Annotated in this window: 23 protein-coding genes; 10 read left to right on the forward strand and 13 right to left on the reverse strand. The window is 60.2% G+C overall.

From position 1 onward, the window contains the following. Positions 1-79: 79 nt before the first annotated feature. Positions 80-2359 carry an exo-alpha-sialidase gene (locus tag M2368_RS04615; RefSeq protein ID WP_498724064.1) on the forward strand — a complete coding sequence of 760 codons (2280 nt, stop codon included), beginning with the start codon at positions 80-82 and terminating at the stop codon, positions 2357-2359. Positions 2360-2479: 120 nt separating this feature from the next. Here the strand turns inward: M2368_RS04615 and M2368_RS04620 are convergent, their stop codons facing one another. Further along, entirely contained in the window at positions 2480-2878 is a 399-nt protein-coding gene (locus tag M2368_RS04620) for a VOC family protein (RefSeq protein WP_498724190.1), read from the reverse strand. Positions 2879-2890: 12 nt separating this feature from the next. Next, positions 2891-3844, reverse strand: a complete 954-nt coding sequence (locus tag M2368_RS04625; protein ID WP_105657775.1) for a Nif3-like dinuclear metal center hexameric protein — start codon at positions 3842-3844, stop codon at positions 2891-2893. Positions 3845-3976: 132 nt separating this feature from the next. Here M2368_RS04625 and msrA point away from each other — a divergent pair, with 132 nt between their 5' ends. The 3 genes from msrA to epsC all read left to right on the forward strand — a co-directional run bounded on the left by msrA (position 3977) and on the right by epsC (position 6294). Then, positions 3977-4504, forward strand: coding sequence for a peptide-methionine (S)-S-oxide reductase MsrA (gene msrA / locus M2368_RS04630; RefSeq protein ID WP_105657859.1), 528 nt, complete (start codon positions 3977-3979; stop codon positions 4502-4504). A 127-nt stretch (positions 4505-4631) separates the two neighbouring features. Further along, the gene (gene cysK, locus M2368_RS04635; protein WP_105661227.1) at positions 4632-5567 is read left to right on the forward strand and encodes a cysteine synthase A; all 936 of its coding nucleotides are present in this window, start codon (positions 4632-4634) and stop codon (positions 5565-5567) included. A gap of 142 nt (positions 5568-5709) precedes the next feature. Then, the gene (gene epsC / locus M2368_RS04640; protein WP_105657773.1) at positions 5710-6294 is read left to right on the forward strand and encodes a serine O-acetyltransferase EpsC; all 585 of its coding nucleotides are present in this window, start codon (positions 5710-5712) and stop codon (positions 6292-6294) included. A 182-nt stretch (positions 6295-6476) separates the two neighbouring features. On the opposite strand, the gene M2368_RS04645 is transcribed toward epsC, so the two are convergent. After that, positions 6477-7757: a dicarboxylate/amino acid:cation symporter gene (locus tag M2368_RS04645; RefSeq protein ID WP_332731444.1), complete on the reverse strand. Its 1281-nt coding sequence runs from the start codon at positions 7755-7757 to the stop codon at positions 6477-6479. Between the two features lie 297 nt (positions 7758-8054). Next, a complete protein-coding gene (locus tag M2368_RS04650; RefSeq protein ID WP_498724065.1) occupies positions 8055-8567 on the reverse strand; it encodes a hypothetical protein in 513 nt (170 codons plus the stop codon). Between the two features lie 130 nt (positions 8568-8697). Between M2368_RS04650 and M2368_RS04655 the strand changes: the two genes are divergently transcribed. Together M2368_RS04655 and M2368_RS04660 are read left to right on the forward strand one after the other, a co-directional pair. Then, on the forward strand, positions 8698-10959 hold the full coding sequence (locus M2368_RS04655; protein WP_498724066.1) for an ATP-binding cassette domain-containing protein: 2262 nt from the start codon (positions 8698-8700) through the stop codon (positions 10957-10959). A gap of 2 nt (positions 10960-10961) precedes the next feature. Continuing rightward, on the forward strand, positions 10962-11462 hold the full coding sequence (locus M2368_RS04660; RefSeq protein WP_402734870.1) for a GNAT family N-acetyltransferase: 501 nt from the start codon (positions 10962-10964) through the stop codon (positions 11460-11462). A 471-nt stretch (positions 11463-11933) separates the two neighbouring features. Here the strand turns inward: M2368_RS04660 and M2368_RS04665 are convergent, their stop codons facing one another. From M2368_RS04665 to M2368_RS04675, 3 genes are all read right to left on the reverse strand, one after another. Beyond that, a complete protein-coding gene (locus M2368_RS04665; protein ID WP_498724067.1) occupies positions 11934-12743 on the reverse strand; it encodes a DUF4839 domain-containing protein in 810 nt (269 codons plus the stop codon). 145 nt (positions 12744-12888) lie between these two features. Beyond that, entirely contained in the window at positions 12889-13899 is a 1011-nt protein-coding gene (locus M2368_RS04670; RefSeq protein WP_332727892.1) for an NADP-dependent oxidoreductase, read from the reverse strand. Between the two features lie 51 nt (positions 13900-13950). Next, positions 13951-14343, reverse strand: a complete 393-nt coding sequence (locus tag M2368_RS04675; RefSeq protein WP_105657767.1) for a DUF1304 domain-containing protein — start codon at positions 14341-14343, stop codon at positions 13951-13953. 92 nt (positions 14344-14435) lie between these two features. Here M2368_RS04675 and M2368_RS04680 point away from each other — a divergent pair, with 92 nt between their 5' ends. Then, complete coding sequence (locus M2368_RS04680; RefSeq protein ID WP_332727893.1) at positions 14436-15014, forward strand: TetR/AcrR family transcriptional regulator; 579 nt, start codon at positions 14436-14438, stop codon at positions 15012-15014. Positions 15015-15514: 500 nt separating this feature from the next. Here M2368_RS04680 and gnd read toward each other — a convergent pair whose 3' ends face one another. Continuing rightward, entirely contained in the window at positions 15515-16954 is a 1440-nt protein-coding gene (gene gnd, locus M2368_RS04685) for an NADP-dependent phosphogluconate dehydrogenase (RefSeq protein ID WP_105657765.1), read from the reverse strand. Positions 16955-17162: 208 nt separating this feature from the next. Here gnd and M2368_RS04690 point away from each other — a divergent pair, with 208 nt between their 5' ends. After that, positions 17163-17897, forward strand: coding sequence for a FadR/GntR family transcriptional regulator (locus M2368_RS04690; protein WP_105657764.1), 735 nt, complete (start codon positions 17163-17165; stop codon positions 17895-17897). An 89-nt stretch (positions 17898-17986) separates the two neighbouring features. Here M2368_RS04690 and M2368_RS04695 read toward each other — a convergent pair whose 3' ends face one another. Next, positions 17987-19402 (reverse strand): GntP family permease, encoded by a 1416-nt coding sequence (locus M2368_RS04695; protein WP_498724068.1) that lies wholly within the window; start codon positions 19400-19402, stop codon positions 17987-17989. Between the two features lie 66 nt (positions 19403-19468). Beyond that, positions 19469-19975 (reverse strand): gluconokinase, encoded by a 507-nt coding sequence (locus tag M2368_RS04700; RefSeq protein WP_498724069.1) that lies wholly within the window; start codon positions 19973-19975, stop codon positions 19469-19471. Between the two features lie 322 nt (positions 19976-20297). Between M2368_RS04700 and M2368_RS04705 the strand changes: the two genes are divergently transcribed. After that, positions 20298-20558, forward strand: coding sequence for a GlsB/YeaQ/YmgE family stress response membrane protein (locus M2368_RS04705; protein WP_105657761.1), 261 nt, complete (start codon positions 20298-20300; stop codon positions 20556-20558). Between the two features lie 93 nt (positions 20559-20651). On the opposite strand, the gene M2368_RS04710 is transcribed toward M2368_RS04705, so the two are convergent. Next, the gene (locus M2368_RS04710; RefSeq protein ID WP_498724070.1) at positions 20652-21584 is read right to left on the reverse strand and encodes a zeta toxin family protein; all 933 of its coding nucleotides are present in this window, start codon (positions 21582-21584) and stop codon (positions 20652-20654) included. A gap of 110 nt (positions 21585-21694) precedes the next feature. Between M2368_RS04710 and trhA the strand changes: the two genes are divergently transcribed. Continuing rightward, positions 21695-22384, forward strand: coding sequence for a PAQR family membrane homeostasis protein TrhA (gene trhA, locus M2368_RS04715; RefSeq protein WP_181148856.1), 690 nt, complete (start codon positions 21695-21697; stop codon positions 22382-22384). 81 nt (positions 22385-22465) lie between these two features. Here trhA and M2368_RS04720 read toward each other — a convergent pair whose 3' ends face one another. Both M2368_RS04720 and argE read right to left on the reverse strand, forming a co-directional pair. Further along, positions 22466-23740 (reverse strand): MFS transporter, encoded by a 1275-nt coding sequence (locus tag M2368_RS04720; protein ID WP_133833424.1) that lies wholly within the window; start codon positions 23738-23740, stop codon positions 22466-22468. Next, positions 23737-24906, reverse strand: coding sequence for an acetylornithine deacetylase (gene argE / locus M2368_RS04725; protein ID WP_332595173.1), 1170 nt, complete (start codon positions 24904-24906; stop codon positions 23737-23739). Before argE ends, M2368_RS04720 begins: the two co-directional genes overlap by 4 nt. Positions 24907-24926: the final 20 nt, after the last annotated feature.

Here is a 24926-nt window from a genome sequence, read left to right on the forward strand (position 1 = left end):
CTTAGGCTTCACGTATGACATCCTACGTCATACGTCCTTCCTGATTACAGGATCCCACTCACCTGCGAGGAACTAGCCCATGCGAATTCGCTCTAGGCTTCATCATGGAAAAACCCTGGCGGCTGCCATCGCCATCTCCCTAGCCATCCCGGTCATCAGCGCCCACGGGGCGCTGGCGGCAAGCACGTTGGACGAAGCTGATCCCGGTGCACCTCCCGGAAACTTCTCCGAGATCAATCTGGGTTCCGACCGCACTGCCCAGAACTTCTTCTACCGCATTCCGGCGATGGCCCATCTGGGCAATGGCGTTATCATCGCTGCCTGGGATGCCCGCCCCGGCAGCGCCGCCGACGCTCCGAATCCAAACAGCATCGTGCAACGCAAGAGCACCGACAACGGTGCCACATGGGGCGCGATGACCACCATCGCCGCCGGCTTCCCCGGCTCCGCTGACGAAGGAAAATACGGCTATTCCGACCCAAGCTACGTGGTGGATGAAGAGGTGGGGAAGGTATTCGCCTTCTTCGTCTATTCAAAGGATCAAGGTTTCCATGGCAGCACCTGGGGTCACGATGACGGGAACCGCCAGGTCATCAGCGCCGCGGTGGTCGAGTCCACTGATGACGGTGCTACCTGGAGCAAGCCACGGTTGATCACCGATGTGGTCAAGCCCGGCGACCACGCAGTACCCGGAGCGGTCCGCTCCACCTTTGCCACCTCTGGCCAAGGAATCCAGCTCACTCGCGGTGAATACGCCGGCCGCTTGGTACAGCAATATGCCGGTGATGTCATGCAAGCCGATGGATCGCGGGCTATCCAAGCCTATTCGGTGTACTCGGATGACCACGGGGCTACCTGGCAGCGTGGCGAATTCACCGGGAAAGCCATGGACGAGAACAAGGTCGTTGAGCTTTCTGATGGCCGCTTGCTGCTCAACTCCCGCGATAACAGCGGCGGCGGCTACCGCAAGGTCGCAATTTCGTCCGATGGCGGCCACAGCTATTCATCGGTCACTCAGGACAGGAACCTGCCTGACCCCACCAATAATGCCCACATCACGCAGATGTTCCCCGATGCCGAAATCAACAGCAGCCAGGCCAAGAAGCTGCTATACACCGGAGCCAACTCGCAGGCCTCCCGCTCCAACGTCTCGGCGAGGATCTCCTGCGATGACGGCAAGACCTGGCCGGGGCTTCGCACGATCCGCCGAGGGTTGTCTGCCTATTCGGTGGCAGGTGCGCTCGATGGGGGCAAGTTCGGTGTGTTCTACGAGGCCGGCTATACCGACAGCATGCAATTCGCATCCTTTGATGAAGAGTGGCTGAATTACGTTTGCGCCCCAATGCAAGCCAGCACATTCAAAGCCGATGCTGGAACGACCGTGGATGTGCCGGTCACCATCACCAACCAGGAAGCCCAAACCATTTCGGGAACCATAGACGTCGGTGCATCGAACCTGTTCAATGCGGCAGCTACCCAGGTCACCGATCTTGCACCGGGCCAGAGCACCACCGTTAACGTGCCCATAACCATTGCGGCGACAGCGCTCGGCGCCCAATCATTGCAGCTGCAGTTCACGAGTGCGTCCGGAAGCACTTCGCAGGCCACCATCGCAGCTCAGGTGGCCGGCCAAGAAGTCACCGGCATCGAGGTAGTCGGCCAGCGCGGCGATGCGAGCCGCGACCTGGCAGCAGATCCCTACGCGGTGGGTGAAAAGGTGCCATACAGTTTCCGCGTGAGCAACATCGGCAATATCAATCAATGGGTAGTTCCCGCAGAAGGCAATTTCTCACCGTTTACCGCCAAGCCGGTAGGCGAATCCAGTCCAGCAGGGAATTGCCGCTACTCAAACCTCGGTGCTGACAAGGCCTACACCTGCGCAACCCCGCGCCACGAGGTGACGGATCAGGAACTAGCGGACGGTTATTTCGTTCCGCAGACCCGCTGGACTTCAGGCCGCATCGGCGAATACACCAGCGTTGTGGATGAATACACCGTTACCGGCGAGGAAGTAGATCTGCTGGATCGCCAACCGGCCTTCAGCGTTGAAGTATCCGAGCCGGCAGTAGCGGACCGTACGGGGAACTCCTCTTCGAGGGCCGGCGCTTGGGTCAACTTCGAGGTGACTGTCACCAACACAGGCAACGTGCGATTGACCGATCTAGAAGGACCGGGGTTCAGCGTCGTCGAATTGGCGGCCGGGCAGTCAAGGACTGCAACCATCAGCAGATTGCTAACCAGCCTGGAAATCTCGGAAGGAAAACTGACCAAGGGTTCGTTGCTTGCAACTGCCAGCAACGGGCACAGAGAAGTTGAAGCCGAGTATTCGCTGGCCGAGGTGAAGCTGGCGGAGCGCTAGGACCTCGCAAAAGTGCGCGAGGAGGCCGCGGCAGATCTATCCGGCTGCTGCCAGCACCCTGAAGAAAGCAACCGGTGCGATCCGGGATTGGGTATTTCCTGGATCGCACCGGTTGCTGGTTCACGCTTCAGCTTGTGTCAGGGCCGCTACTAGCTCAATCTCGAAACCGGCAGCATCTTCCAAATACGCCGCGTAGTGCTTTGGTCCCCCGGCGTACGGGTGCAGCTCCGGGAACATCAGGGTGAACCCGTGATCCAGCGCCTGGGCAGCCAACGTTTCCACCGCCTGCCTGGTTCCAGCATGGAAAGCCAAATGGTTCAGCCCGGGAGCCAGGCGGTCATGCCGCTGCCTTTTGGCATCCGGTCCGGATTCCAGGACTATATAGAATCCATCGCGGGCATAGCTGATGCCATCAGCCCATTGGGAATCCACCACATAGCCAAGGCGAGTGAGCAGCCAGCCCAGGGAAGCTGTACTGGCTGCCAAATCCTCAACCCATATTTCCAGATGATGCAGCATGGAACTCACTGACTACGGAGTCAGCACGAAGTCCCATGGATCGGAATTCACTTGGGAAACCTCGATCTCCACGGTGTGGCCAAGATCGTTGAGCACATTGCCCAGGGCGCGGGCACCAGCCGACAGCCAGACCCATTCCGAAGCGAAGTGGGAGACATCGATCAGGTAAGGGAACCCGCCGTTGGCAGCTTCGCGTGCTTCGCTTGCCGGGTGGTGACGCAGATCAGCAGTCACGTAGACATCGGCCTGGTGCGAGCGCACCGCGTCAAACAGGGAATCGCCGGCACCGCCGCAAAGGGCGACCTTCCGGATGATGCCTGTACGGTCTCCGGCGACACGAACACCGCCAGCCACCGCTGGGAGCACGGTGTAAACGCGTTCAGCGAAATCCTCGAGCTTCATCGGCTTCTCCAAGAAGCCCACCCGCCCCAAGCCTTCTTCTGGCAGTCCATCCTTGGACTCGATCAACGGCACGCAGTCCTTCAGCCCGAAGGCATCGGCGAGGGCGTCGTTGACTCCCCCGATGGCGCTGTCGGCATTGGTGTGCGCCGTAAGCAATGCGGTTCCGGATTCGATCAGGCGGTGAATGGCTTCGCCCTTGAAATTGGTGGCGGCAACCTGGGTGACTCCGCGCAGGAGCAATGGGTGGTGAGTGATCAGCAGATCGGCCCCACGCTCGATTGCATCCTCGATCACCTCCAGCGTTGGATCAACAGCCATCACGATCTTGGAAATCTGCTGGCTGGTACGTCCGGTCACCAAGCCAACGGCATCCCAATCTTCGGCCAATGATTTTGGCCAAAGTTCCTCAGCTGCTTCAAGGACGTTACCCAAGGTGGTCTGCGGAACCGAGGTGTCTTCCACCGGTTGCTCAGGCGTTTCTCCGGTAACGGGCTTGAGCGTCGAGGCATCCAGGGAATCGCTGCTCTTCCCCAGGTCTTGCGAGTTATCTGCCTTGCTCTGCATACCCACCACCCTACGCGGTGGGTATGGGGATGGAACAGAATGCAACGCCGCAACGTTGTGAACTGTGTGAGTATTCCCAGCCTTCAGTCCCCTCATCAATTCAGCCCGTTCCTGGAAGTCCAGGACACCAAGTTGAGCACCTTCGTACTAGCCGGCGGTTGCTTCTGGTGCTTGGATGCCGTGTACCAGCGAACGCGTGGCGTCCACGCCGTGATTTCCGGATACATCGGTGGCCACACCAAGGATCCGGCCTACCGCGAAGTCTGCAGCGGCACCACTGGCCATGCCGAAGGTGTCGCCGTGATCTTTGACCCGCAAGTGGTTCCGGCCGAAGTCATCTTGGACATGTTCTTTACCGTGCACGACCCGACGACGCTGAACCGCCAGGGCTACGATGTGGGCACGCAGTACCGCTCGGCGATGTTCCCGCTCGATGACCAGCAGCGCGATCTCTTCCAGGACGCCATCGAGAAGTTCTCGCGCGTATACCCCAATCCGATCGTCACTACGCTCGAAGAGTCCAAAGATTTCTATCCTGCCGAGCAAATCCATCAGGATTATTACTCCGAAAACCAGGAAGTCGGCTATTGCCGCGTGATTATCGATCCAAAGATCGCGAAAGTCAGGAAATATTACGCTCAATGGCTAAACGAAGCCTAGTCGCGCTTTTGGCCTACTAGGGTTAGTTGTGAACCTCATAGGTGTCCGGCGGTTACGCCAGATTCCGGCAATTATTTCGCCGCAACTAACTGCGGCTGCATAGAGTCACGTAAGGATTGCATACAAGATGGGCAAGATCTACAACAACGTCACCGAAGTCGTCGGCAACACCCCGCTGGTGAAGCTGAACCGCGTCGGCGAGGGCCTGCCAGGGAACATCGCTGTGAAGCTGGAATTCTACAACCCGGCGAACTCCGTCAAGGACCGCATCGGCGTGGCCATCGTTGATGCAGCCGAAGCCTCTGGTGCATTGAAGCCAGGCGGCACCATCGTTGAGGGCACTTCGGGCAACACCGGCATTGCACTGGCGATGGTCGGTGCAGCCCGCGGCTACAAGGTCATCTTGACCATGCCTGAAACCATGTCCACCGAGCGCCGTGTGATGCTGCGCGCTTTCGGCGCCGAGATCGTGCTGACCCCGGGCGCCGACGGCATGCGCGGGGCTGTGGAAAAGGCCAAGGAGATTGTTGCGACTTCCGAGAACGCTATCTGGGCGCAGCAGTTCGCCAACACCGCCAACCCGCAGGTCCACGCAGAGACCACCGGTCCGGAGATCTGGTCCGATACCGAAGGCAAGATCGATGTCCTGGTTGCCGGCATCGGTACCGGTGGCACTATCACCGGTGCAGGCCGCTACCTGAAGGAAAAGAACCCAAACCTGAAGATCGTGGCCGTTGAGCCCAAGGATTCCCCGATCCTCAACGGCGGAAAGCCCGGCCCGCACAAGATCCAGGGACTGGGAGCGAACTTCATCCCCGAGGTGCTCGACACCGAGCTGTACGACGAAGTCCTGGATGCCAGCATCGAGGATTCGGTATCGACCGCTCGCGCGCTGGGCGTCAAGGAAGGCATCCTCGGCGGCATCTCCGCTGGCGCAGCCGTTTGGGGTGCGGTACAGATCGCCGCGCGTGAAGAGAACGCCGGCAAGCAGATCGTTGCGATCATCCCGGACTTCGGTGAGCGCTACATCTCCACCCTGCTCTTCGACGACATCCGCGGCTAAGTCAATTTGCAGAAGCAGAATAAATCGGCGCGAGCCACTGTTGGGTCTATAGAGAGACCTGTATCGGTGCAACTCGCGCCGATTTGCTGTGTGACATCTGCGGATTGTCCCCGAGCGAACCGCAACCCCTAAGGTAGTATTCATGAGTTTTTTCTCCCGCCTGCGTGAGGATTTGGCCAACGCACGCCAGCACGATCCGGCAGCGCGAAGCGATCCGGAAAACTTCTTCGTGTATTCCGGACTGCACGCGATCTGGCTGCACCGGTTGGCCCACAAGATGTGGCAGAACCCCTCGCTGAAGTGGCCAGCGCGTTTGCTATCCCAGGCGAACCGCGCCCTGACCGGGATCGAGATCCATCCCGGCGCGACCATTGGGCGCCGCTTCTTCATCGACCACGGCATGGGCATCGTCATTGGCGAGACTGCCGAAATCGGCGATGACGTCATGCTGTACCACGGGGTGACCCTCGGCGGCCGTTCACTGGCCAAGGTCAAGCGCCACCCGACCATCGGTGACCGCGTGGTCATCGGTGCCGGAGCCAAGGTGCTCGGCCCGATCGTCATCGGCGCGGATTCCGCCATCGGTGCGAACGCCGTGGTCGTCAAGGATGCTCCGGAAGGCTCGATCGTCACCGGAATCCCCGCACAGAACCGTCCGCGCAGGCCTGAAGAACGCAAGCCTGCTGTAGACCCGGCCGAGTACATCGACCCGGCCATGTGGATCTAGTACTACCGCTGCTGCCACTGCGGCAAAGCAAACCCGCCCAGCACACGGACCGGCCACGGTCCGCCTGCTGGGCGGGTTTTCGCTTTCGCCCCGATCCTTGCGGGCAAAGCAAAACATCGATGCCCGGTACCACTGCGAGTCTGGTACCGGGCATCGATGCCTATGCGAGTGATGGAAGCCGTTTAGGCCAGCTTGTGGTCCGCAGCTTCGGTGCCATCGGCCAGCTCTACGACCTCGTCCTCAGGATCCTGGGGCTGGGCGCCGAGCTTGCCACGGGTCAGCTTGTGCATGATCATGGCCAGCGCGCCGTCACCGGTCACGTTGGTTGCGGTGCCGAAGCTATCCAGGGCAATGTAGGCTGCGAACATCAGGCCGACTTCGACCTCGCCGAAGCCCAGCATCTGGGCGAGCAGGCCAGCAGCGGCCGCAATAGCGCCACCAGGCACGCCGGGAGCTGCAACCATCATGACGCCGAGCATCAGGATGAACGGGAAGTAGGCGCCGAAGGAAACGTCGCCACCGGTCAGCAGGAGCACGGCGATGGAGAAGCAGGTGATCTTGACCATCGAGCCCGACAGGTGGATGGTGGCGCACAGCGGGATGACGAAACCGGCGACCGCATCGGAAACACCGTTCTTCTTCGCAGATTCCAAGGTCACTGGAATGGTTGCGGCCGAGGAGGAGGTACCCAATGCGGTGAAGTAGGCATTGCGCATGCCCCACAGGGCGGCCAGCGGGTTGCGCTTGTTCATCGCGCCAGCGATGGAGTACTGCACCAGCAGGACAACCAGGGTGAGCACGAAGGAGACCACGGCAACGAAGAGGAACTTCTGCACTACGGTGACGGCGTCACCGGCAGCGGACAGATCCAGGAAGATGCCGAAGATGAACAGCGGCAATGCGGGAACAACCACACGGCGGATAACCATCTCGATGATGTTGCGGAACTCCACTGCCCCGCGGAAGATGACGGTGGAACGGAAGGCGGTCAGGCCCAAGCCCAGCATGAATGCCAGGACCAGTGCGGTCATGACGCCCATCAGCGGTTCCAGCACGATCTCTGTTGCCGATTCGCCTGCGCTGCCGACCAGGGAGAAGTACGGCTCAAAGCCGGATCCTTCGCCTCCGCCAACTTCCTCGACGCCACCGCCGGAAAGCGACTTGGTGAATAGCCAACGGCTCACGAAGTATGCGAGCAGGCCCGCGCACAGGGTGGAGGCGTAGGCGATGGCTGCGGTGATGCCCAACCACTTGCCGGCGCCTTTGCCGAGCTCAGCGATAGCCGGTGCCACCAAACCGAAGATGATCAAAGGCACGACGAAGCCAAGGAATCCGGAGAAGATCGAGTTGTAGGTCAGGAATACGCTTCCCAACCAGACCGGCATGACCGGGCCAAGCAGAATACCCAGCAGAATGGCGACGACCACCCAGCCAAGCAGTGGGATAGATTTCAGCAGCTTCATGAATGTCCTTTAAACGGTTCGGGCTCGGAGCGCACTGTTGGACGGGCCACAAGTGTGTCGTGGCGCACGCCTCAATCATGATAGACGTAATTTTTGTTACACCGAAATCCTGTGAATGGATTGAGTGTTACGAGAATACGCCCTTCTGCCGAATATTCTCTACCGTAAATCGCAACACGCTCAATCAGGTTCGATCCCTGGTGCGGAGGGGGTTCGGGAGCTGAATATTCGTCGATTAAACGGCAGCAAGGCGGATCTGCCCCATTAAGCAGTCCCGCCTCACCTTGGATTCATTGATTATTCGAAGTTCGCTTCAACCACGCCTTGTTCGTGGCCCTGGCCAACCACCTGGCTTTGCACGCGCAGGTTGAGCACGGATCCGTCATCGGCATTTTCATAGCTCACGAAGACCGAACCGGCTCCGGCATCGCTGCCAGTTTGCGACCAGTTCGGTCCGCCCGCCGCCGAATGCCCGGTGAGCAAGGCGACCACCTGATCGGTGGCCAGCTGTTTCATCTGCGCTTCATTTCCATTGCCCCAAGCGACGACCAGGGCATCTGCGTACTCGGTAGCGCTCGATGGGAGCTTGCCCAGCTCTTGGCCTCCGACAGTTCCGGATTGCTCCGACTCCCCGGCATCCCCGGGAGAGGATGCCGTTGGCGATGCGGACTGCGTTGGGGTGGCTTCAGTAGTTGACGGCTCCTGGCTTGCGGTGCCACCTGCAGTGCCGCCGCAACCGGCGAGCGCAAGGCACCCGGCCAGCGCCGCCACCGAACTGAGCTTGAGTAGTTTCCTAGGTGCGTCCGGCATGGATTTCTCCGCTCTCGCAGGGGGTCGCTGATTCCTTGTGGGTTCGATACTCCACCGGAATCGGCAGCGTTTGCAAGTCCGCTATCCTACGGCAGGTGTCGGTTGGAGCATTTCTCAGTAGGCTTGGGGCATGAGCCAGCACCCTGCCGATAGCCATGACACCATTCGAGTACGCCAAGCCCGGGAAAACAACTTGCGAGGTGTTGACGTCGATATTCCAAAACGGCGCATTACCGCGTTTACCGGTGTTTCCGGTTCGGGCAAGTCCTCCCTGGTGTTCGGCACGATTGCTGCAGAGTCCCAGCGCCTGATCAATGAAACGTATACGACCTTCATCCAGAGCTTCATGCCCTCGATGCCCCGGCCTGATGTAGAAGTGCTGGAAAATCTCTCCACGGCCATCGTGGTCGACCAGGAACGCATGGGCGCTAATTCGCGTTCTACCGTGGGCACGGCGACCGACGCCTACTCGCTCTTGCGCGTTCTGTTTTCGCGTTATTCCACTCCGAGCGCCGGCGGCGCTGGCGCGTACTCGTTTAATCTCGGCCAGGGCGCGTGCCCTGTCTGCGAGGGTTTCGGCACCGAGGCGAGCATCGACCTTGATGAGCTGCTGGATTGGGACAAGTCGCTGAACGAGGGGGCCATCAAGGCGCCGAACTTTGCCCCGGATTCCTGGCTGTGGCAGACGCTGACTGCCGGCACGCAAGCAGATCTGGACATGAAGCTCAGGGACATGCCCAGTGCCATGCTTGACCGCTTGCTCTACGAAGAAGCAGGCAAGGTCAAGCTCAATGGGGCCAACATGAGCTACTCCGGTTTGGTCACGCGCATCAAGTCCAACTACATCCATTCGGGCAGGGAGATCAAGCAAGCCCATATTCGTGCCTGGATCGAACGCATCTCCACGACCGCACCGTGCTCTGCCTGCGCCGGATCACGGCTCGGCCAGGCCGCTCGTGATTCGAAGATCAATTCCTTGGGAATCGCGGACATGACTGCACTGCAGGTTTCCGAACTGCTCGACATCCTCGAGAAGATCCAGATCCCGGATGCAGCGCCATTGACCACCAATTTGAAGGCAGTGCTCAAATCCATGGTGGATTTGGGGTTGGGATACCTGTCCCTCGACCGTCCGGCGGGGACCCTTTCGGGCGGCGAAGCCCAGCGCGTGAAGATGATCCGGCATCTTGGATCAGCACTCAGTGATGTCACGTATGTCTTCGACGAGCCCACCGTTGGATTGCATCCCCATGACATCCAGCGGATGAACGGGCTGCTGGCTGGCCTTCGGGACAAGGGCAATACCGTGCTGGTGGTGGAGCACAAACCCGAGGTCATCGGCATCGCAGACCACGTGATCGACTTGGGCCCGGGCGCTGGTACCCATGGCGGCACCATTTGCTACAGCGGTCCAGTGGACGGCCTGCTGTCCAGCGATACGCTGACCGGAAAGCACTTCACCACGCGTGCTGCGCTCAATGCGAACCCGCGCGAGGCACAGGGGTCCATGCAAGTGCGCAGTGCCTCCTTGCACAACCTGAAGAATGTTTCCGTGGATATCCCTACCGGCGTGATGTGCGCAATCACCGGTGTCGCCGGTTCGGGCAAATCCACGCTGATCCATTCGACAATCGCCAAACGTGATGACGTGGCGGTGGTGGACCAAACCGCCATCCGAGGCTCCCGGCGTTCGAACCCGGCCACCTATACCGGGATCATGGATCCGATCCGTGCGGCGTTTGCTAAAGCCAACGGCGTGAAGCCTGCCCTGTTCAGCGCCAATTCGGCCGGAGCATGCCCGGGGTGCAGCGGTGTCGGATACACCTATACGGACTTGGCATCCATGGCCGGAGTGGCCTTGCCTTGCGAGCAGTGCGGCGGCAAGCGATTCACCGCTGATGTGCTGGAATACACCCTGGATGGGTTGAACATTGCCGAAGTCCTGGACTTGAGCATGGAAGAAGCGCTTGAGCAGCTCAAAGTACCCAAGGCGAAGGCCGTGCTCGAACGCCTGAACCAGGTGGGTCTGGGATACCTGAAACTGGGACAGCGGCTGAACACGCTTTCTGGCGGCGAACGGCAGCGAATCAGGCTGGCTATCCATTTGGGCCAGGGCGCCGGTACCTACATCCTGGACGAGCCAACCACAGGATTGCACATGGCTGACGTGCAGAACCTGCTGCGCCTGCTCGACGAGATGGTCGATGAAGGCAATACCGTCGTGGTCATCGAGCATCATCTGGCGGTGGTTGCCCACTGCGATTGGGTCATTGACTTGGGTCCCGGGGCAGGGCACGAGGGAGGAAGCATTGTCTTCGAAGGGACCCCGGCCGACCTGGCCGCCTCGGGCACGCTGACCGGAGTTCATCTGTCCGACTACATCAAGGGATAGGAATGGCACAGAAGCTCAGGAAACCGCTGCCTGCCGACGCGCAGGAGCTTGCCAGGCTGCATGTCGAATGCTGGAAAGAAACCTACACGCAGCTGCTGCCAGATGGTTTCTTCGACCCTGCCCACAGTGAGCAGCGGCTGCGCATGTGGGACAGGGTTCTGGAGGACCCGAATCCGCTCTTCAGGATTTCGGTGGCGGAAAATGAGGACGGGAAGCTTGTCGGATTCGCGTTCTCTGCATCACCCATGGGGAATACCGACGGGATACCGGAGAACGTCTCTCGCCAGCTGTACAACCTGTATGTGCTGGAAGACTTCCATGGCGACGGAACAGGGCAGGCGCTGCTGGATGCAGTCCTTGGCGATGAGCCGGCCGTGCTGTGGGTGGCGGCCCAGAATCCGCGTGCCATCCGATTCTACGAACGCAACGGATTCGCCTTCGACGGCGTGAGCGAGGACGACCCGGCTGCTCCGAAAATTACCGACGCAAGAATGATCAGGTAGCTAGCAAGCGGAGAGAATCCCGACGATGTCCGGGTCGCTCCCACGACCCAGTTTCGCGTCGATTTTCAGCACCAGCTGCGCTTGGCGAATCAGTGTGCCGTATTCGGGGCCAGGGGTTGGGCGAATTCCTGAGTTTGCGCGATTTGTCCATGGCTTCGGGCAGCTCGCCGACGCCTTGCAGCCGGTCGAGCATCGAAGTACCGACGTTCTGCTCGATGATGCCAAGGGACATCTGCCGGGCAATGGGGTACTGCACGCGCAGCGACCATTGCCCGGCGGGTATCCAGCTTCGAGCGAGAGCAGGGTTCCCAGCCCCGCGCCCCAGCCACCACCTTAACCGTTCCTGCTCCGGTCCTAGCCCCTGAATCGGGGGTCGGGCCGGAGCAGTGACAGGATAATGAGTCGGAAAGACTAATAGCACTTGCCTATCCATTAGGATCGGCATTCGTCGTTATGCCACGTCGTTCGGATCTATCTAAAAGAAGTTGCTACTGGTTCCAATAAGAACAAACACGATTCCTCTTCGAATTCTTTGACTTCAGCAGTAATGGTCAGTTCATCCCCTACACCAATCGAGTCCGGAACATCCTCGGCTCCAAAATGAAGATCAAGAGTAGGCGATACATCGCGGAACTGAAAGTTAGGACCCGAAATACCTTCCTCAGTGAAACCACCATAGGAAACCAAAATATCGTAACGGGTGTGGTAATCGTCATGTTTATTCAATGCCCAAACAGCAGCGTCAAATTTGATTATCTTCCCTCGATAATCTTTAGCGAACTGGGCCACTAAAGGTCCACAGTCTTGAGTAGTTGCCATCAGCTCTGCAACTCTCTTATCACTATCAACAGTTAACGCTCTAACGCTCGTCTCAGCTTCTTTCATTTCGCTTAACGATCGATCAGGTGCTTTCTCTTCTGCGCGTTGCTCAACCAGAGAGGGTACCGAGGCACTAGGTGCCTCTGTACCGCTTAAAGATTCACCAGCAGGTTCATCGTCAGTAGAATCTTCAAGAACAGCTCCCACTCCGATAATCAATGCCAGGCATCCAAGGACACTACCGGCGATGATCATAGACTTCTTGGAAATCCTCTGTTTCTTTTTACGGAATCTCAGTTCCACTCTGCCCATTGACGCCGGCGTTTGAGACACCAGCTCCCAGCCAAGGGACTCTTTTTTTGAAACCGTTCGCGATTCAAACCCTCGAACGACTTTAACGGATTCAAAAATAAAGTCCTGGCCGTCGACCAATGCGCACCCCATTGCAATAGTGGTATTCAAATTAACGTGCGGATCTATACCAGTAACTATTCAACTACCGATCGCACACTGGCCACTATATACATTGGTCAAAAGGAAACGAATTTAAACCTGAAATACTTCAGAGCCACCAAATCTGTCGTTAGCGTCAAATCAACTTCGCTCCCTAGATGCGCACCAGCATCTTGCCGGTGTTCGCACCGCGCATCATGCCAAGGAAGGCGTCCACGGTATTCTCGATGCCATCCACGATCGTCTCGTCGTAGGCGATCTTGCCTTCGGAGAACCACTTGCCCATGCGCTCGCCGAACTCGGGGGCGAGGTCAAGGTAGCTGGAGAGGGTGAATCCCTGCAGTTTCAGGCCGCGGGTGATCAGGTTGGCCATGTTCTTCGGGCCCGGAGTCGACTCGGTGGTGTTGTAGCTGGCGATAGCGCCGCACAGCGCAGCACGACCGCCATCGTTGAACGCTGCCAGGGCGGCTTCAAGGTGGTCTCCGCCCACGTTGTCGAATAAGACATCGATGCCTTCCGGGGCTGCGGCGGCCAGCTGCCCGCGGACATCGCCATCCTTGTAGTTGAAGGCGGCATCGTAGCCGTACTTGCTGGTCAGCAGTTCAACCTTCTCTGCACTGCCGGCCGAGCCGATGACGCGCTTGGCACCCATGAGCTTGGCGATCTGCCCGGCAGCCGTGCCCACGGCACCTGCAGCGCCGGAGACGAAGACGGTCTCGCCCTCGGCAAGATTGGCGACTGCGCTCAGGCCTACATAGGCGGTCAAGCCGGTCATTCCCAAGATGTGCAGGCGCAGCGACGAGGAAACGCCGGGCAGATCAGGTGCCTGCTTGAAGTTCGCAGAGTCAGCCTGCACGGTGTCAGACCAGCCCAGCTGATGCTGGACCAGGGTACCTGCCGGGAACGCTTCGTCCGCGGTCTCGATGACACGGCCAATTGCGCCTCCGAGGATCTGCTCGCCAATCTTGAATGGCGGGATGTAGGAACGGGTGTCATTCATGCGTCCGCGCATGTACGGGTCCACGGAAATGAACTCGTTGCGCACCCGGATTTCACCGGTCTTCAGCTCCGGCAGCTCAACGGTCTGGACGGTGAAGTTCTCCTGCGTTGGCCAACCGGACGGACGGGAGGCGAGCAGGATCTGCGTGCTGGTTGCTTCAGTCATGGTTACCAGTTCTTTCAATTCTCGGTGATATTGGAAACTCTCGGTGTCGTTCTAGTTACCCAGCGCCAGGCCGAGGACCAGCAGCACAACTGACAGCAGAGGGAACATCCCCTGCTTGACGGCCAGCTTGGCTTTGCCCGGGCTTCCCAGTGCCAGCACCAACGCAGCGGCCAGCATGGAGCCGGCTCCGGCGAAGACCAACGTGGCACCCGCAGCCAAGTGGCCCATGCCCAGGGCAATCACCCCGGCAAGTGCGGCAACTGCCAAGAAGAGGTTGTAGAACCCCTGATTGAAGGCCATTTCGCGCGTTGCTTCTGCTTCAGCCTCGCTGGTCTTGAACAAGGCGCGGGTTTTTCCAGTGGTCCAGGTGATGGACTCCATCGAGAAGATGTAGATGTGGAGCAGGGCAGCGGCGGTTGCGAAGATCTGCGCGGCGATGATCATGGCTTGTCCTTGGTGTTGGGAAGGCAACTATTCTGTAACGTCCATTTCAATATATACTGGAATGGTCGTTACGAAAAGAGGAGGTGGGTGTGATGGCGCGTACATCTGCATTCGACAAGGAAACGGCTATCCAGAACGCCCGCTCGGTGTTCTGGTCCAAAGGCTTCGAGGCCACGTCCATTCCCGAACTTGAAAATGCCACGGGCCTGAGCCGTTCAAGCATCTACAACTCCTTCGGCTCCAAGCGCGGACTGTTCGACGCCGCAGTGAACAGCTACCTCAATGAAATTGTCCGCCCGCGGTTGCGTCCGCTGCTCCAGGACCCAGTACCTTCACAGGCGTTGGGAGACTATCTGCGTGGGCTTGCTTCCGTTTTCGCGAAGCCGGAGTCCCTGCCTGCAGCCCATGGGTGCCTGCTGATCAACACCGCCAGCGCACCGATTGCAGCAGAGAACGAAATCGCCGCCATCATTTCCGCGTACCGGGAAGAACTTGATGAAGCCATGGGCCGTGGCTTGCATGCCCTTCGTCCGGATCTTTCAGTAGAACGCCATGCCCTGCTGAGCGACACCATTACCGGCCTGGTGGTAGCGGCCTTCGCACTGGTGCGCATCTCCCCCAGTGAAGCTGTTCGCTTGTTGCAATGCGCCGAGAACTTGCTGGAAGACTAGTACCGGCCTTCTGCACCTATTCCTTTCCGGGATTAAGGCGCAAGCCCTGGGGCACCTGATGTCCGGATTGCTTCTAGCCAGGCGCTGATCCACGGATCCATTCAGTGAATGCATCGCGGAGGGCTGCCGGCTCGATGCGCGGGGGCTCCGCCGACTGCCGCCAGCTGCAGATCGTTCTGCAATCACCGGCGCATGCTTGGCAGATGAGTTCGCACGCAGGGGGCCTTATTCGTCGCGCTTGCCGCAGAAAACCCAACTGGCTTTGGCTGCCGCACCGATTTTCCGCGCCGCTAGGATCCGTTCTCCCCTGAGCGCATGGCGCTGGCCGGGACCTGCGCCTATCCCACCCAGCATTCTGCTGAGCACGCCCCACGGCTGCCAGTTCCAGCTAAGCGGGACAGCGCGCAGAAGGGCCCAAATGGCAAAAGCCCACCAGTTCAATCGAATTGAACTGGTGGGCTTCGGATCAGCCAGCTGCTGCTAGCGTCAAATCACTCCGCTTAGTGGGTGTCCTCGGCAGCGATTTCGGTACGGTCACCGCTCCACTGCGTGTGGAAGGTGCCTTCCTTGTCGGTGCGACGGTAGGTGTGCGCACCGAAGTAGTCGCGCAGGCCCTGGGTCAGGGCTGCTGGCAGACGGTCGCGGCGCAGGCCATCGTAGTATGCCAGCGACGAGGAGAACACTGGTGCAGGGATGCCCAGCTGGACAGCAACGGAAACCACGCGGCGCCATGCTGGAACTGCCTTGTTGATGGCTTCAGCGAATGCCGGAGCGAACAGCAGGTTCGAAGGCTTCTCGCCTGCCGAGTAGGCAGCGGTGATGTCCTTGAGCAGGGCTGCGCGGATGATGCAGCCTTCACGCCACAGGCCAGCGATCTCGTCGAGCTTCAGGTCCCAGTTGTATTCGCCGGCAGCCGAAGTGAGCATGTCGAGGCCCTGCGCGTAGGAGACGAGCTTCGAAGCGAACAGTGCCTGGCGCACATCCTCGACGAAGTTCTCCGGCAAGGTGACCTCGGCAGTTTCGCCGGTCAGCACCTTCTGGCCCACGGCGCGGATATCGCGCTGCGAGGAAAGGGAACGGGCGAAGACCGACTCGGCGATGGCCGAAACAGGCGAGCCCATATCCAGGCCGGACTGCACGGTCCAGCGGCCGGTGCCCTTCTGGCCTGCGGAGTCCTGGATGACGTCGACCAGCGGCTTGCCGGTGGAAGCATCGACGTGGCCGAGCACCTCAGCGGTGATCTCGATCAGGAAGCTGGACAGTTCGCCCTGGTTCCATTCGTTGAAGATCTCCGACTGCTTGGCTGGCTCGATGCCGGCGGCGCTGCGCATCAGATCGTAGGCTTCGCCAATGACCTGCATGTCGGCGTATTCGATGCCGTTGTGGACCATCTTCACGAAGTGCCCTGCACCGTCGGTGGAGATCCAAGCGCAGCACGGTGCGCCGTCGTCGGCCTTGGCGGAGATCTTCTCCAGCATCGGGCCCAGCGACTTGTAGGATTCAGCGGAACCGCCGGGCATGATCGATGGGCCGAGCAGTGCGCCCTCTTCGCCACCGGAGACGCCGATGCCCACGAAGTGCAGGCCCTTTTCAGCCAGGGCAGCTTCGCGGCGGCGGGTGTCGGTGTAGTGCGAGTTGCCGGCGTCGATGACCACGTCGCCCTCTTCGAGCAGCGGCACCAGCTGGTCGATGACCGAGTCCACTGGACCGCCGGCCTTGACCATGATCAGCACGCGGCGCGGGGTTTCGAGGTTTGCTACCAGCTCTTCCAGGCTTTCGGTGCGAATGAAATCGCCCTCATCGCCATGAGCTTCCAGCAGCGCGTCGGTCTTGCCGACCGAGCGGTTGTGCAGGGCGACGGTGTATCCGTTGCGAGCGAAGTTACGGGCAAGGTTTGCGCCCATGACGGCCAGACCTGTGACACCAATCTGTGCAGGCATAAAAATAAGTCTCCATCGATTACGGGGAGTTGAACCGCCAAGCAGAGACCGGATGAGTCACGATCCCTGTTCACGGCCACGTGACCTTTCCATCCTACAAGGGCGACGCCCGTGTTTTACAGAGGATCGCGTAAATTAAAGCATATTTATTTCGCGGATCGACTCGCCATAGTCCGATTTGGCGCAAGTCATTGGCTAAACTGACCCCATGGCAACTAGTCTGCACGCTCATGTGGTTGAGCACCTCGGCTCTCGCATTATCAGCGGGCAAATTCCGCGCGGCTCCATCATCCTCGCCGCCGACCTCGAGCAGAAGCTCCAGGTCTCGCGTTCGGTGATCCGTGAAGCCATCCGCGTTCTGGCCCAATGCGGCCTAGTCACCAGCACCAAGCGCGTGGGCATCCGCGTGCTGGGAGCGGAGCGCTGGAACCCCTACGACGATCATGTCATCCGCTGGCGGCTGGCCAGCGACCAGAAGGGCGCACAGCTGCGCTCGCTGACCGAGCTGCGCATTTCCGTAGAGCCGATGGCCGCGGAACTGGCGGCCGAGTTCGCCCCCGAAGCGATGCGCAAGGAGCTGATGATGCTCTCGGCGCAGATGAACCATTACGGGCGCCAAGGCGATTTGCGACGTTTCCTGGAACTGGATATCCGATTCCACGCTGTGGTGCTGGCCGCCTCCGGCAATGAGATGTTCGCGAACCTCTCCACCCCGATCGGAGCGATTTTGCGCGGCCGCACCGAATTGGGCCTGATGCCTGAACGCCCGCACGAGGAAGCGTTGCTCTGGCACCAGTCGGTCGCCGATGCCATCTCCAATTCGGACTCCGCCAGCGCGCGGAAGAACATGGAAAGCATCATGCGCCGGACGCACAACGAGATCTGCAGCCTCTGGGACGGCGCGCCGCGCTTGTTCGTGGACCCGGCCAAGAGCGCCCAGTAACCCGGCATTCCCTTCTTAAAAGCGAATCCGCCGGGGCAGCGAATGCATCGCTGCCCCGGCGGATTTTTTGTCCTGCTCGCTGCCCCTTTTTAGGCCAGCGCGGTCGCCAGGCCGTAGAGCACCATGACGCAGGCGAAGCCGACCACCGATACCAGCGCCTGGCCAACGGTCCAGACCTTCAAGGTGGTTGGCACATCGATGTCCAGGAAGCGCGAGATCAGCCAGAAGCCCGAGTCGTTGACGTGGCCGGCGAAGACCGAGCCTGCTGCCAGCGCGAGCACCATGGCGGCGACCTGGAATGCGGTCAGCGAGGCATCCGCCAGCACCGCCGGCTGGACAATGGCCGCCGCAGTGGTCAGCGCCACTGTTGCCGAGCCCTGAGCCAGCCGGACGATGGCCGCGATCAGGAAGCCGGCGACGATCAGCGGCATGCCCACCGATTCAAGCGAGGTGGCAATGGCGTTGCCGATGCCGCTGGCACGCAGCACTCCGCCGAACATGCCACCAGCGCCGGTGATCAGGATGATCGAGCAGACCGGGCCCAGCGCGGAGTCCACGATGGTCTCGGTCAAGGTCTTATCCTTGCCCTTGCGGAAGCCCAGAAGGAACATTCCCAGCAGCACAGTGATCAGCAGGGCCACCGGAGTTTCACCCAGCAGGCGCAGCCAGCGCACCCAGGAGGTTTCCGGGTCCACGATGCCGGCGGAACCGAGCATATTCAGTCCGGTGTTCATGAAGATCAGCAGCAGCGGGAGCAGCAGCAAGCTGAACACCGTGCCCACGGAAGGAGAGGACTTGAACTCGTCCTTCGTTGCACCGTTGCCCAGTGCCGCATCCAGGATATTCGGTACCGGGATGTTGAACTTCTTGCCAACGAACTTTCCAAAGAGGTGGCCGGCAACGAACCAGGTTGGAATCGCGACGACCAGGCCGAGCACCAGCACGAGCCCGACATTGGCTTCCAGCAGGCCGGATGCGGCCACAGGGCCCGGGTGCGGCGGAACGAAGACGTGCATCACCGAGAATGCGGTGGCCGATGGGATGGCGTAGAGCAGCAGCGAGCCGCCCAAGCGGCGGGCCACGGTGAAGATGATCGGCAGCATGACTACCAGCCCGGCATCGAAGAAGATCGGGAAGCCGAAGAGCAGCGAGGCAACTGACAGTGCCAGCGGCGCGCGCTTCTCGCCGAACTTGGAGATCAGCCAGTTGGTCATCACATCGGCGCCGCCACTGGTTTCCAGCATGCGTCCGAGCATTGCGCCAAGGCCGACCAGCAGGGCCACACTGGCCAAGGTGGATCCGAAGCCGCCGGTCAGCGTCGTGATGACCGATTCAGCCGGGATGCCGGAAGCGACCGCGGTCAGCAAGCTGGTGAGCACCAGTGCGAGGAACGCGTGGACGCGGAAGCGGATAATCAGCACCAGCAGCAGCGCTACCGCCGCGACCGCTAGCGTCAGGAGCCCGGGCGTACTTAACGTCCAGTTCAGTTCAAGCTCAGTTGTCATTGTCATCCTTGATCAATGGGAGGCTTATGCCATAGGTGGTCTGTGGATTGCTGTCGGCGCACTGCACTAGGACAGTTTGGCGATCAGCTGTCGAACGATGTCCTCGGGGCTATCGGCAATATCGGCGCTGAGCACCGGCTCGTCCGCATCGGGAGCCTCAAGCGTGGCCAGCTGGCTGTCAAGCAGGCTGGTGGGCATGTACTCATGCGAACGCGCGTTCATCCGGTCCCGTATCAGCGTCGGGACACCGGTGAGGTGGATGAAGATCGTTGCTGGCTCCAAGCTGAGGATGAGATCCCGGTAGCTTCGCTTGAGTGCAGAACAGGCAATAACCAGCGGCGCTTGGTGCCGATTGCTTTCGGCCAGTTTGGCGCCGATCAGCTGCAGCCACGGCTCGCGGTCAGCGTCATCCAGAGACTGTCCGCCGGCCATTTTTTCCTTGTTGGCCTTGGGGTGCAGGTTGTCGCCATCAATGAATTCATGATGCAGCTGATCAGCCAGCATCTTTCCGATGGTGGTCTTGCCGCTGCCCGAGACACCCATTACAACTAGGGGCGGGACCCGTTCACTCATCCATTTACTCCGTCGTACGTGAACCTAATATATGACTTATGTTGTAGCCAAAGTCATAAAGTATGATTTAACTAGAGTAGGAGCGGCAGCGGACGCTGTCAACAGGTTGCACCTGGTTCACCAGGAAGATTCTGCAAAACATGTGGCCAGATGGGGAATTCCCGGATCAATTGGCCCGAGGTTCAAGCATGGCTTGAACCTAGCCTTTGAAAATGCTGAATTTCTTCGAGGTCGTTGTAGAACCCCAGCTCAATGCCATGTACTCTCGGTTTTTAAGTGGATCGAACCCGACCACTGCACAGTCTGACCATTGGAGCGAATCATGGGATTCATTGGATGGATAGTTTTGGGCTTGATTGCCGGAGCGATCGCAAAGGCCATTCTGCCCGGCAAGCAAGGTGGCGGCTGGATCGCTACCCTGATTCTCGGCGTCGTAGGCGCCCTACTCGGAGGCTGGATCGGAAGTGCTATCTTCGGTGAGGGCGTGGATGAGTTCTTCTCGATCTCAAGTTGGCTTCTTGCCATCGGTGGCGCCCTGATCGTCCTGGTCATTTGGGGCTTCATCACCAAACGACGGGCATAACGCACCTCCCGAGGGACCATTGTCCTGCGGATCTTGAATTCCCGCCGAGCAGCAGTACCAACTGCTGCTCGGTGGGTTCTTCTTTTTTCTTGGCTACTTCACCCGCAGCAGCTCAGAGCCCACGGATTCCCTGCGCAATTCGAAAAGCAGAAGGCTCCCCTCCGTGTCCGAGGCTTCCCCGAGTGCGGTATGGAATACCTTGAAGCTCAGTACCGCTGGGCAGTTGCGTGCGAACATCTGGGCCACGGCAGCAGGCCGGGACCGCTGGCCCGGGGCGTCGAAGACCATATCGGTAAATCCTTCGGGAACCCAGCGTGCACCAAGGTTGTCGTCGCCATCCAGGGAAGCTTCCTGCTGCTTTTCCCAGCGTTCAACGATCCGTTCTTCCGAGACATCTTGCGGCGCGTACGCCTCCACGATCTGAATCTCGTATCCGGCCTCCTGCAGCTGAGCTGCCAGCTTCTGCGCTGAATCCTCGGACGCAAGGACCTTGTCAATGACGACATTCAGCCCTTGCTCGAAGCATGCGGCACGCAGGTTCTCGCTGAGCATGGAAGATTCCTCATGCACCAGGCTCGCCATGTCCATCGGGAAGAACTGCTCACCGCGCTGCTCGCGCTCTTTGACTTCCCGAGGCTTGAAGAATCCTTCGTAAGTTCCGTCTTCTTGCGCTTCGCGCATCAGATTCGCCTTGAATTCATCGGCATCGATCACCACATAGTCATCTTCATGACCGCCAAGCAGTTCGCGCAGCAGGCTGCTCTTGCCGGCTCCCGGAGCTCCGGCAAGCACAACAGCTTGGCGCTGCGCTTGGGCGCCGCCCGCTGCCCGCAGTTCCTGGTCGATCAACCGCCGATGCAACTGGTCGCGTTCCCCGATCGCCTTCCACGAGCCCGGGGCCACTTCTTCGAACCAGTCAGGGTTGCGCACGGAGATGAACGGTGAATCATTGGCCAGCACTTCTCCGGGCTCATTGAGTTGAGCAATAGTCTTCAGGTGGTCGGTAATTTCTTGGTCATCTGCCATATTCGAATCCTAATCGGGATTAATCGCGAGGACCCCACAGCACGCTGACAGCCGATTATCGTATAGTTCGATGATGGGCCCAGTGCCCGCGCACGACGTTAAGGAGACCCATGGCTACCGCACCGCTACCATCTGCAGGCAAAGGCCGAGCCGGGCGAACCTTCGCGCACATCGGCACCGAGCGTACTCGCTGGCGCGGGCTGATCCATGCCTGGTCCACCCCGGGCATTATCATCATGAGCCTGGTGCTGGTCGTACTGGCCAACGGACGCTTGGCGGAATGGACCACCGCGGTCTTCGCGCTCTGCTCGATCCTGCTCTTTGGCACCTCGGCGCTTTACCATCGTGGCAACTGGACCGACAAGGTCATGGGGCTCTTCCGCCGGGCCGACCATGCGAACATCTTCCTGCTCATTGCCGGCACCTACACTCCGGTAGCAGCATTGACCTTGCCCGGTCCGCAGGCGATCATCGTGCTGTCCGTCATCTGGGCCGGTGCACTGGCCGGCATTGCCATCAAGTCATTCTGGCCCGCGGCACCCCGCTGGGTTGGAGTCAGCCTCTACATCCTGCTCGGGTGGGGCGCATTGATGCAGTTGCCAGCGTTCTGGGCCGCGAACCCCGCGGTGATGATCCTGATTCTCGCTGGCGGCTTGGCCTACACGATCGGCGCGGTTTTCTACGCCACGAAGCGGCCAAATCCGCTGCCGAGCATTTTCGGATTCCACGAGCTCTTCCATGCCTGCACCGTCATGGCCTTCCTGTGCCACTGGACGGCTGTGCTTCTGGTGGCTCTGTAAGGGCGCACCCGCTGGAAAAAGCGATCGCCGCAAGCTCCACGAGGAAGCTTGCGGCGATCTTTGGCTGAATCCCAGGCTGGACTAGCGCTGGCCGTAGCGCTTTCGCACGACCACAAGGCCGATCAGCGAAATCACGGCGATTGCCATGTAGTACAGGCTCGGTGCATCCAGCGACCCGGTCAGGTCCAGCAACCAAGTCAGTACCAGCGGGGCAATTCCGCCCAAAAGGGTCACGCCCACGTTGTAGGCCACCGACAGGCCCGAACCACGGATGGCAGCCGGGAAGAGGTTGGAGAGCAACGCCGGCAGCGGACCGAAGTAGAAGGACATGATCACGCCGAGAACCGCGATCACGATCACCATCACGATCACGCTCGGGTTCGACGTCATCAGCTTGAACAGCGGATAGGCCAGCACGAACGCCGCGACCGCGGCGTAGGTCATCACCCGGGCCGGGCCAATGCGGTCGGCCAGATGGCCCACCAGCGGGACGCCGCACAACGTGATGATGCCCGCCGAGATGCCGCCCAGGAAGGCCGCGTCGGCAGGGATCTTCAGGTTCGTGACGGCGAAGGTCGGCATGTACAGGATCATGTACACCGAAATCGTGGCCACGCCAATGGTAGCCGCCGCGGCCAGCAGGCGGCCGTAGTGCTGGGTGAACAGCGTGCCCAGTGGCGATTTCTCCTTGGCGGCGGAAACGAACTCGTCGGTTTCATCCAGCTTGGCGCGGATATACAGGCCTACCGGCCCGATCAGCAGGCCAACGAAGAACGGCACGCGCCAGCCCCAGCTCTCCAGGGCTTCCGGGCTCAGGCCGGTGGTCAGGAAGTAGCCGAAGGCAGAAGCCAGCAGCATGGATGCACCCTGGCTGGCGACCTGCCACGAAGAGTAGAACGCCTTCTTGTGCGGTGCGGTTTCGATCAGGAATGCAGTGGCCGTGCCGAACTCGCCACCGGCAGAGAAGCCCTGGATCATGCGTGAGAGCAGGATGATCAAGGCACCGGCTACGCCCGCCACCTCATAGGGCGGCGCCACGGCCATGATCAGCGTACCGAGCATCATCAGGCCCAGCGTGAGCGTCAGCGCGTTCTTGCGTCCCTTGCGGTCGGCGTAGCTGCCCAGCACCATGCCGCCCAGGGGGCGTATCAGGTAGGAAATCGCGAAGGTGGCGAAGGTGAGAATCAGCGCGAACGTGCCGTCCGATTCCGGATAGAACACCTTTGCAATGGTGGTCGCGAAGGTGGCATAGACAATGATGTCGAACCATTCCAGCGCCGCGCCAATGGAACTGGAAATGACCGCCTTGCGGGCTTTGACGATCTGCTCGGGTGTCGCCTTCACCTCTGCGCTCACGAGCTGACCTGCGCAATCAGCGAATCGATGAAGTTCTCGCACGCCACGATCTGCTCCAGCTCGATGTATTCGTCCGGAGCGTGGGCCTGGGCGATATCGCCAGGACCGCACACCACGGTGGGGATGCCGGCCGCGGCGAACAGCCCGGCCTCCGTGCCATAGGTGACCTTTTCATCGGTGGCAATGGCGCCGCAGGCGGCCGCGAAGGACACAATCCCTTCCTCCGCAGCGGTATCCAGTCCCGGAGCGCCCGCCTGCTGGGAGAACTCCACGGAGCAGCTCGGGTTCTGCTCGCGCATCTGGGCTTCCAGCTTGGCCGCTTCTTCGCGCAAGCGCGCGGTCAGCGCCTCGCGGTCCACCACCGCGAGCGAGCGGTACTCGAAGAACACCACCGCCTGCGAGGGAATGGTGTTCACCGCGATGCCGCCGTCGAACTTGTTCACGTTCATGGTGGTGGTCGGTTCGATGAATGCTTCATCGCGCGGGCCATGGTTGCGCAGCTCGGCCGAAACCTCCTCGACGAAATTCGCGAAGCGCAGCGCATAGGAAATTGCGTTGACCCCCTCGGAAGGCAGCGAGGAGTGCGCTGCGACGCCGTTGAATTCGGCGCGGAAAACGTTCATCGACTTGTGGCCGCGGATCGCCCGCATGCTCGATGGCTCCCCCACGAAGCATCCGCGAGGCGCCAGCTTCTCGTCAACAATTCTCTGCACCAGCGACACCGCGCCGACGCAGCCGACTTCTTCGTCATAGGACAGCGCCAGATGGATTGGTTCGGCAAGTTCTGCGCCGGTGAACTGGTCCAGCTTGGCCAGGATCACCCCGAGGAAGCCCTTCATGTCGCAGGTGCCGCGGCCATAGAGCTTGTCTGCGCGCACCTGGGCGTCGAATGGATCGCTGCTCCATTTCTGCCCGTCCACTGGCACCACGTCGGTGTGCCCGGAAAGCACAATGCCGCCGGTGCGGGTTCCATCGGCGGCGGGGATGGTGGCCAGCAGGTTGGCCTTGGTGCCCTCTTCGTTGTGGATCAGCTGGGAGCTGATGCCATAGGCGTCCAGCTTCTTCACGACATTCCCGATCAGCGCAAGGTTGCTGTCGCGGCTAGTGGTGTCCACGGCGATGAGCTCGTGGATTTCTTTCATGCTTGCTTCGCTGGGCGCGGGCATTTCAGCTCCTGGTTCTAGGC

Origin of the sequence: Arthrobacter sp. JUb119, from assembly GCF_024807995.1 — a bacterium.
In the GTDB taxonomy this organism is placed as follows: Bacteria; Actinomycetota; Actinomycetes; order Actinomycetales; family Micrococcaceae; genus Glutamicibacter.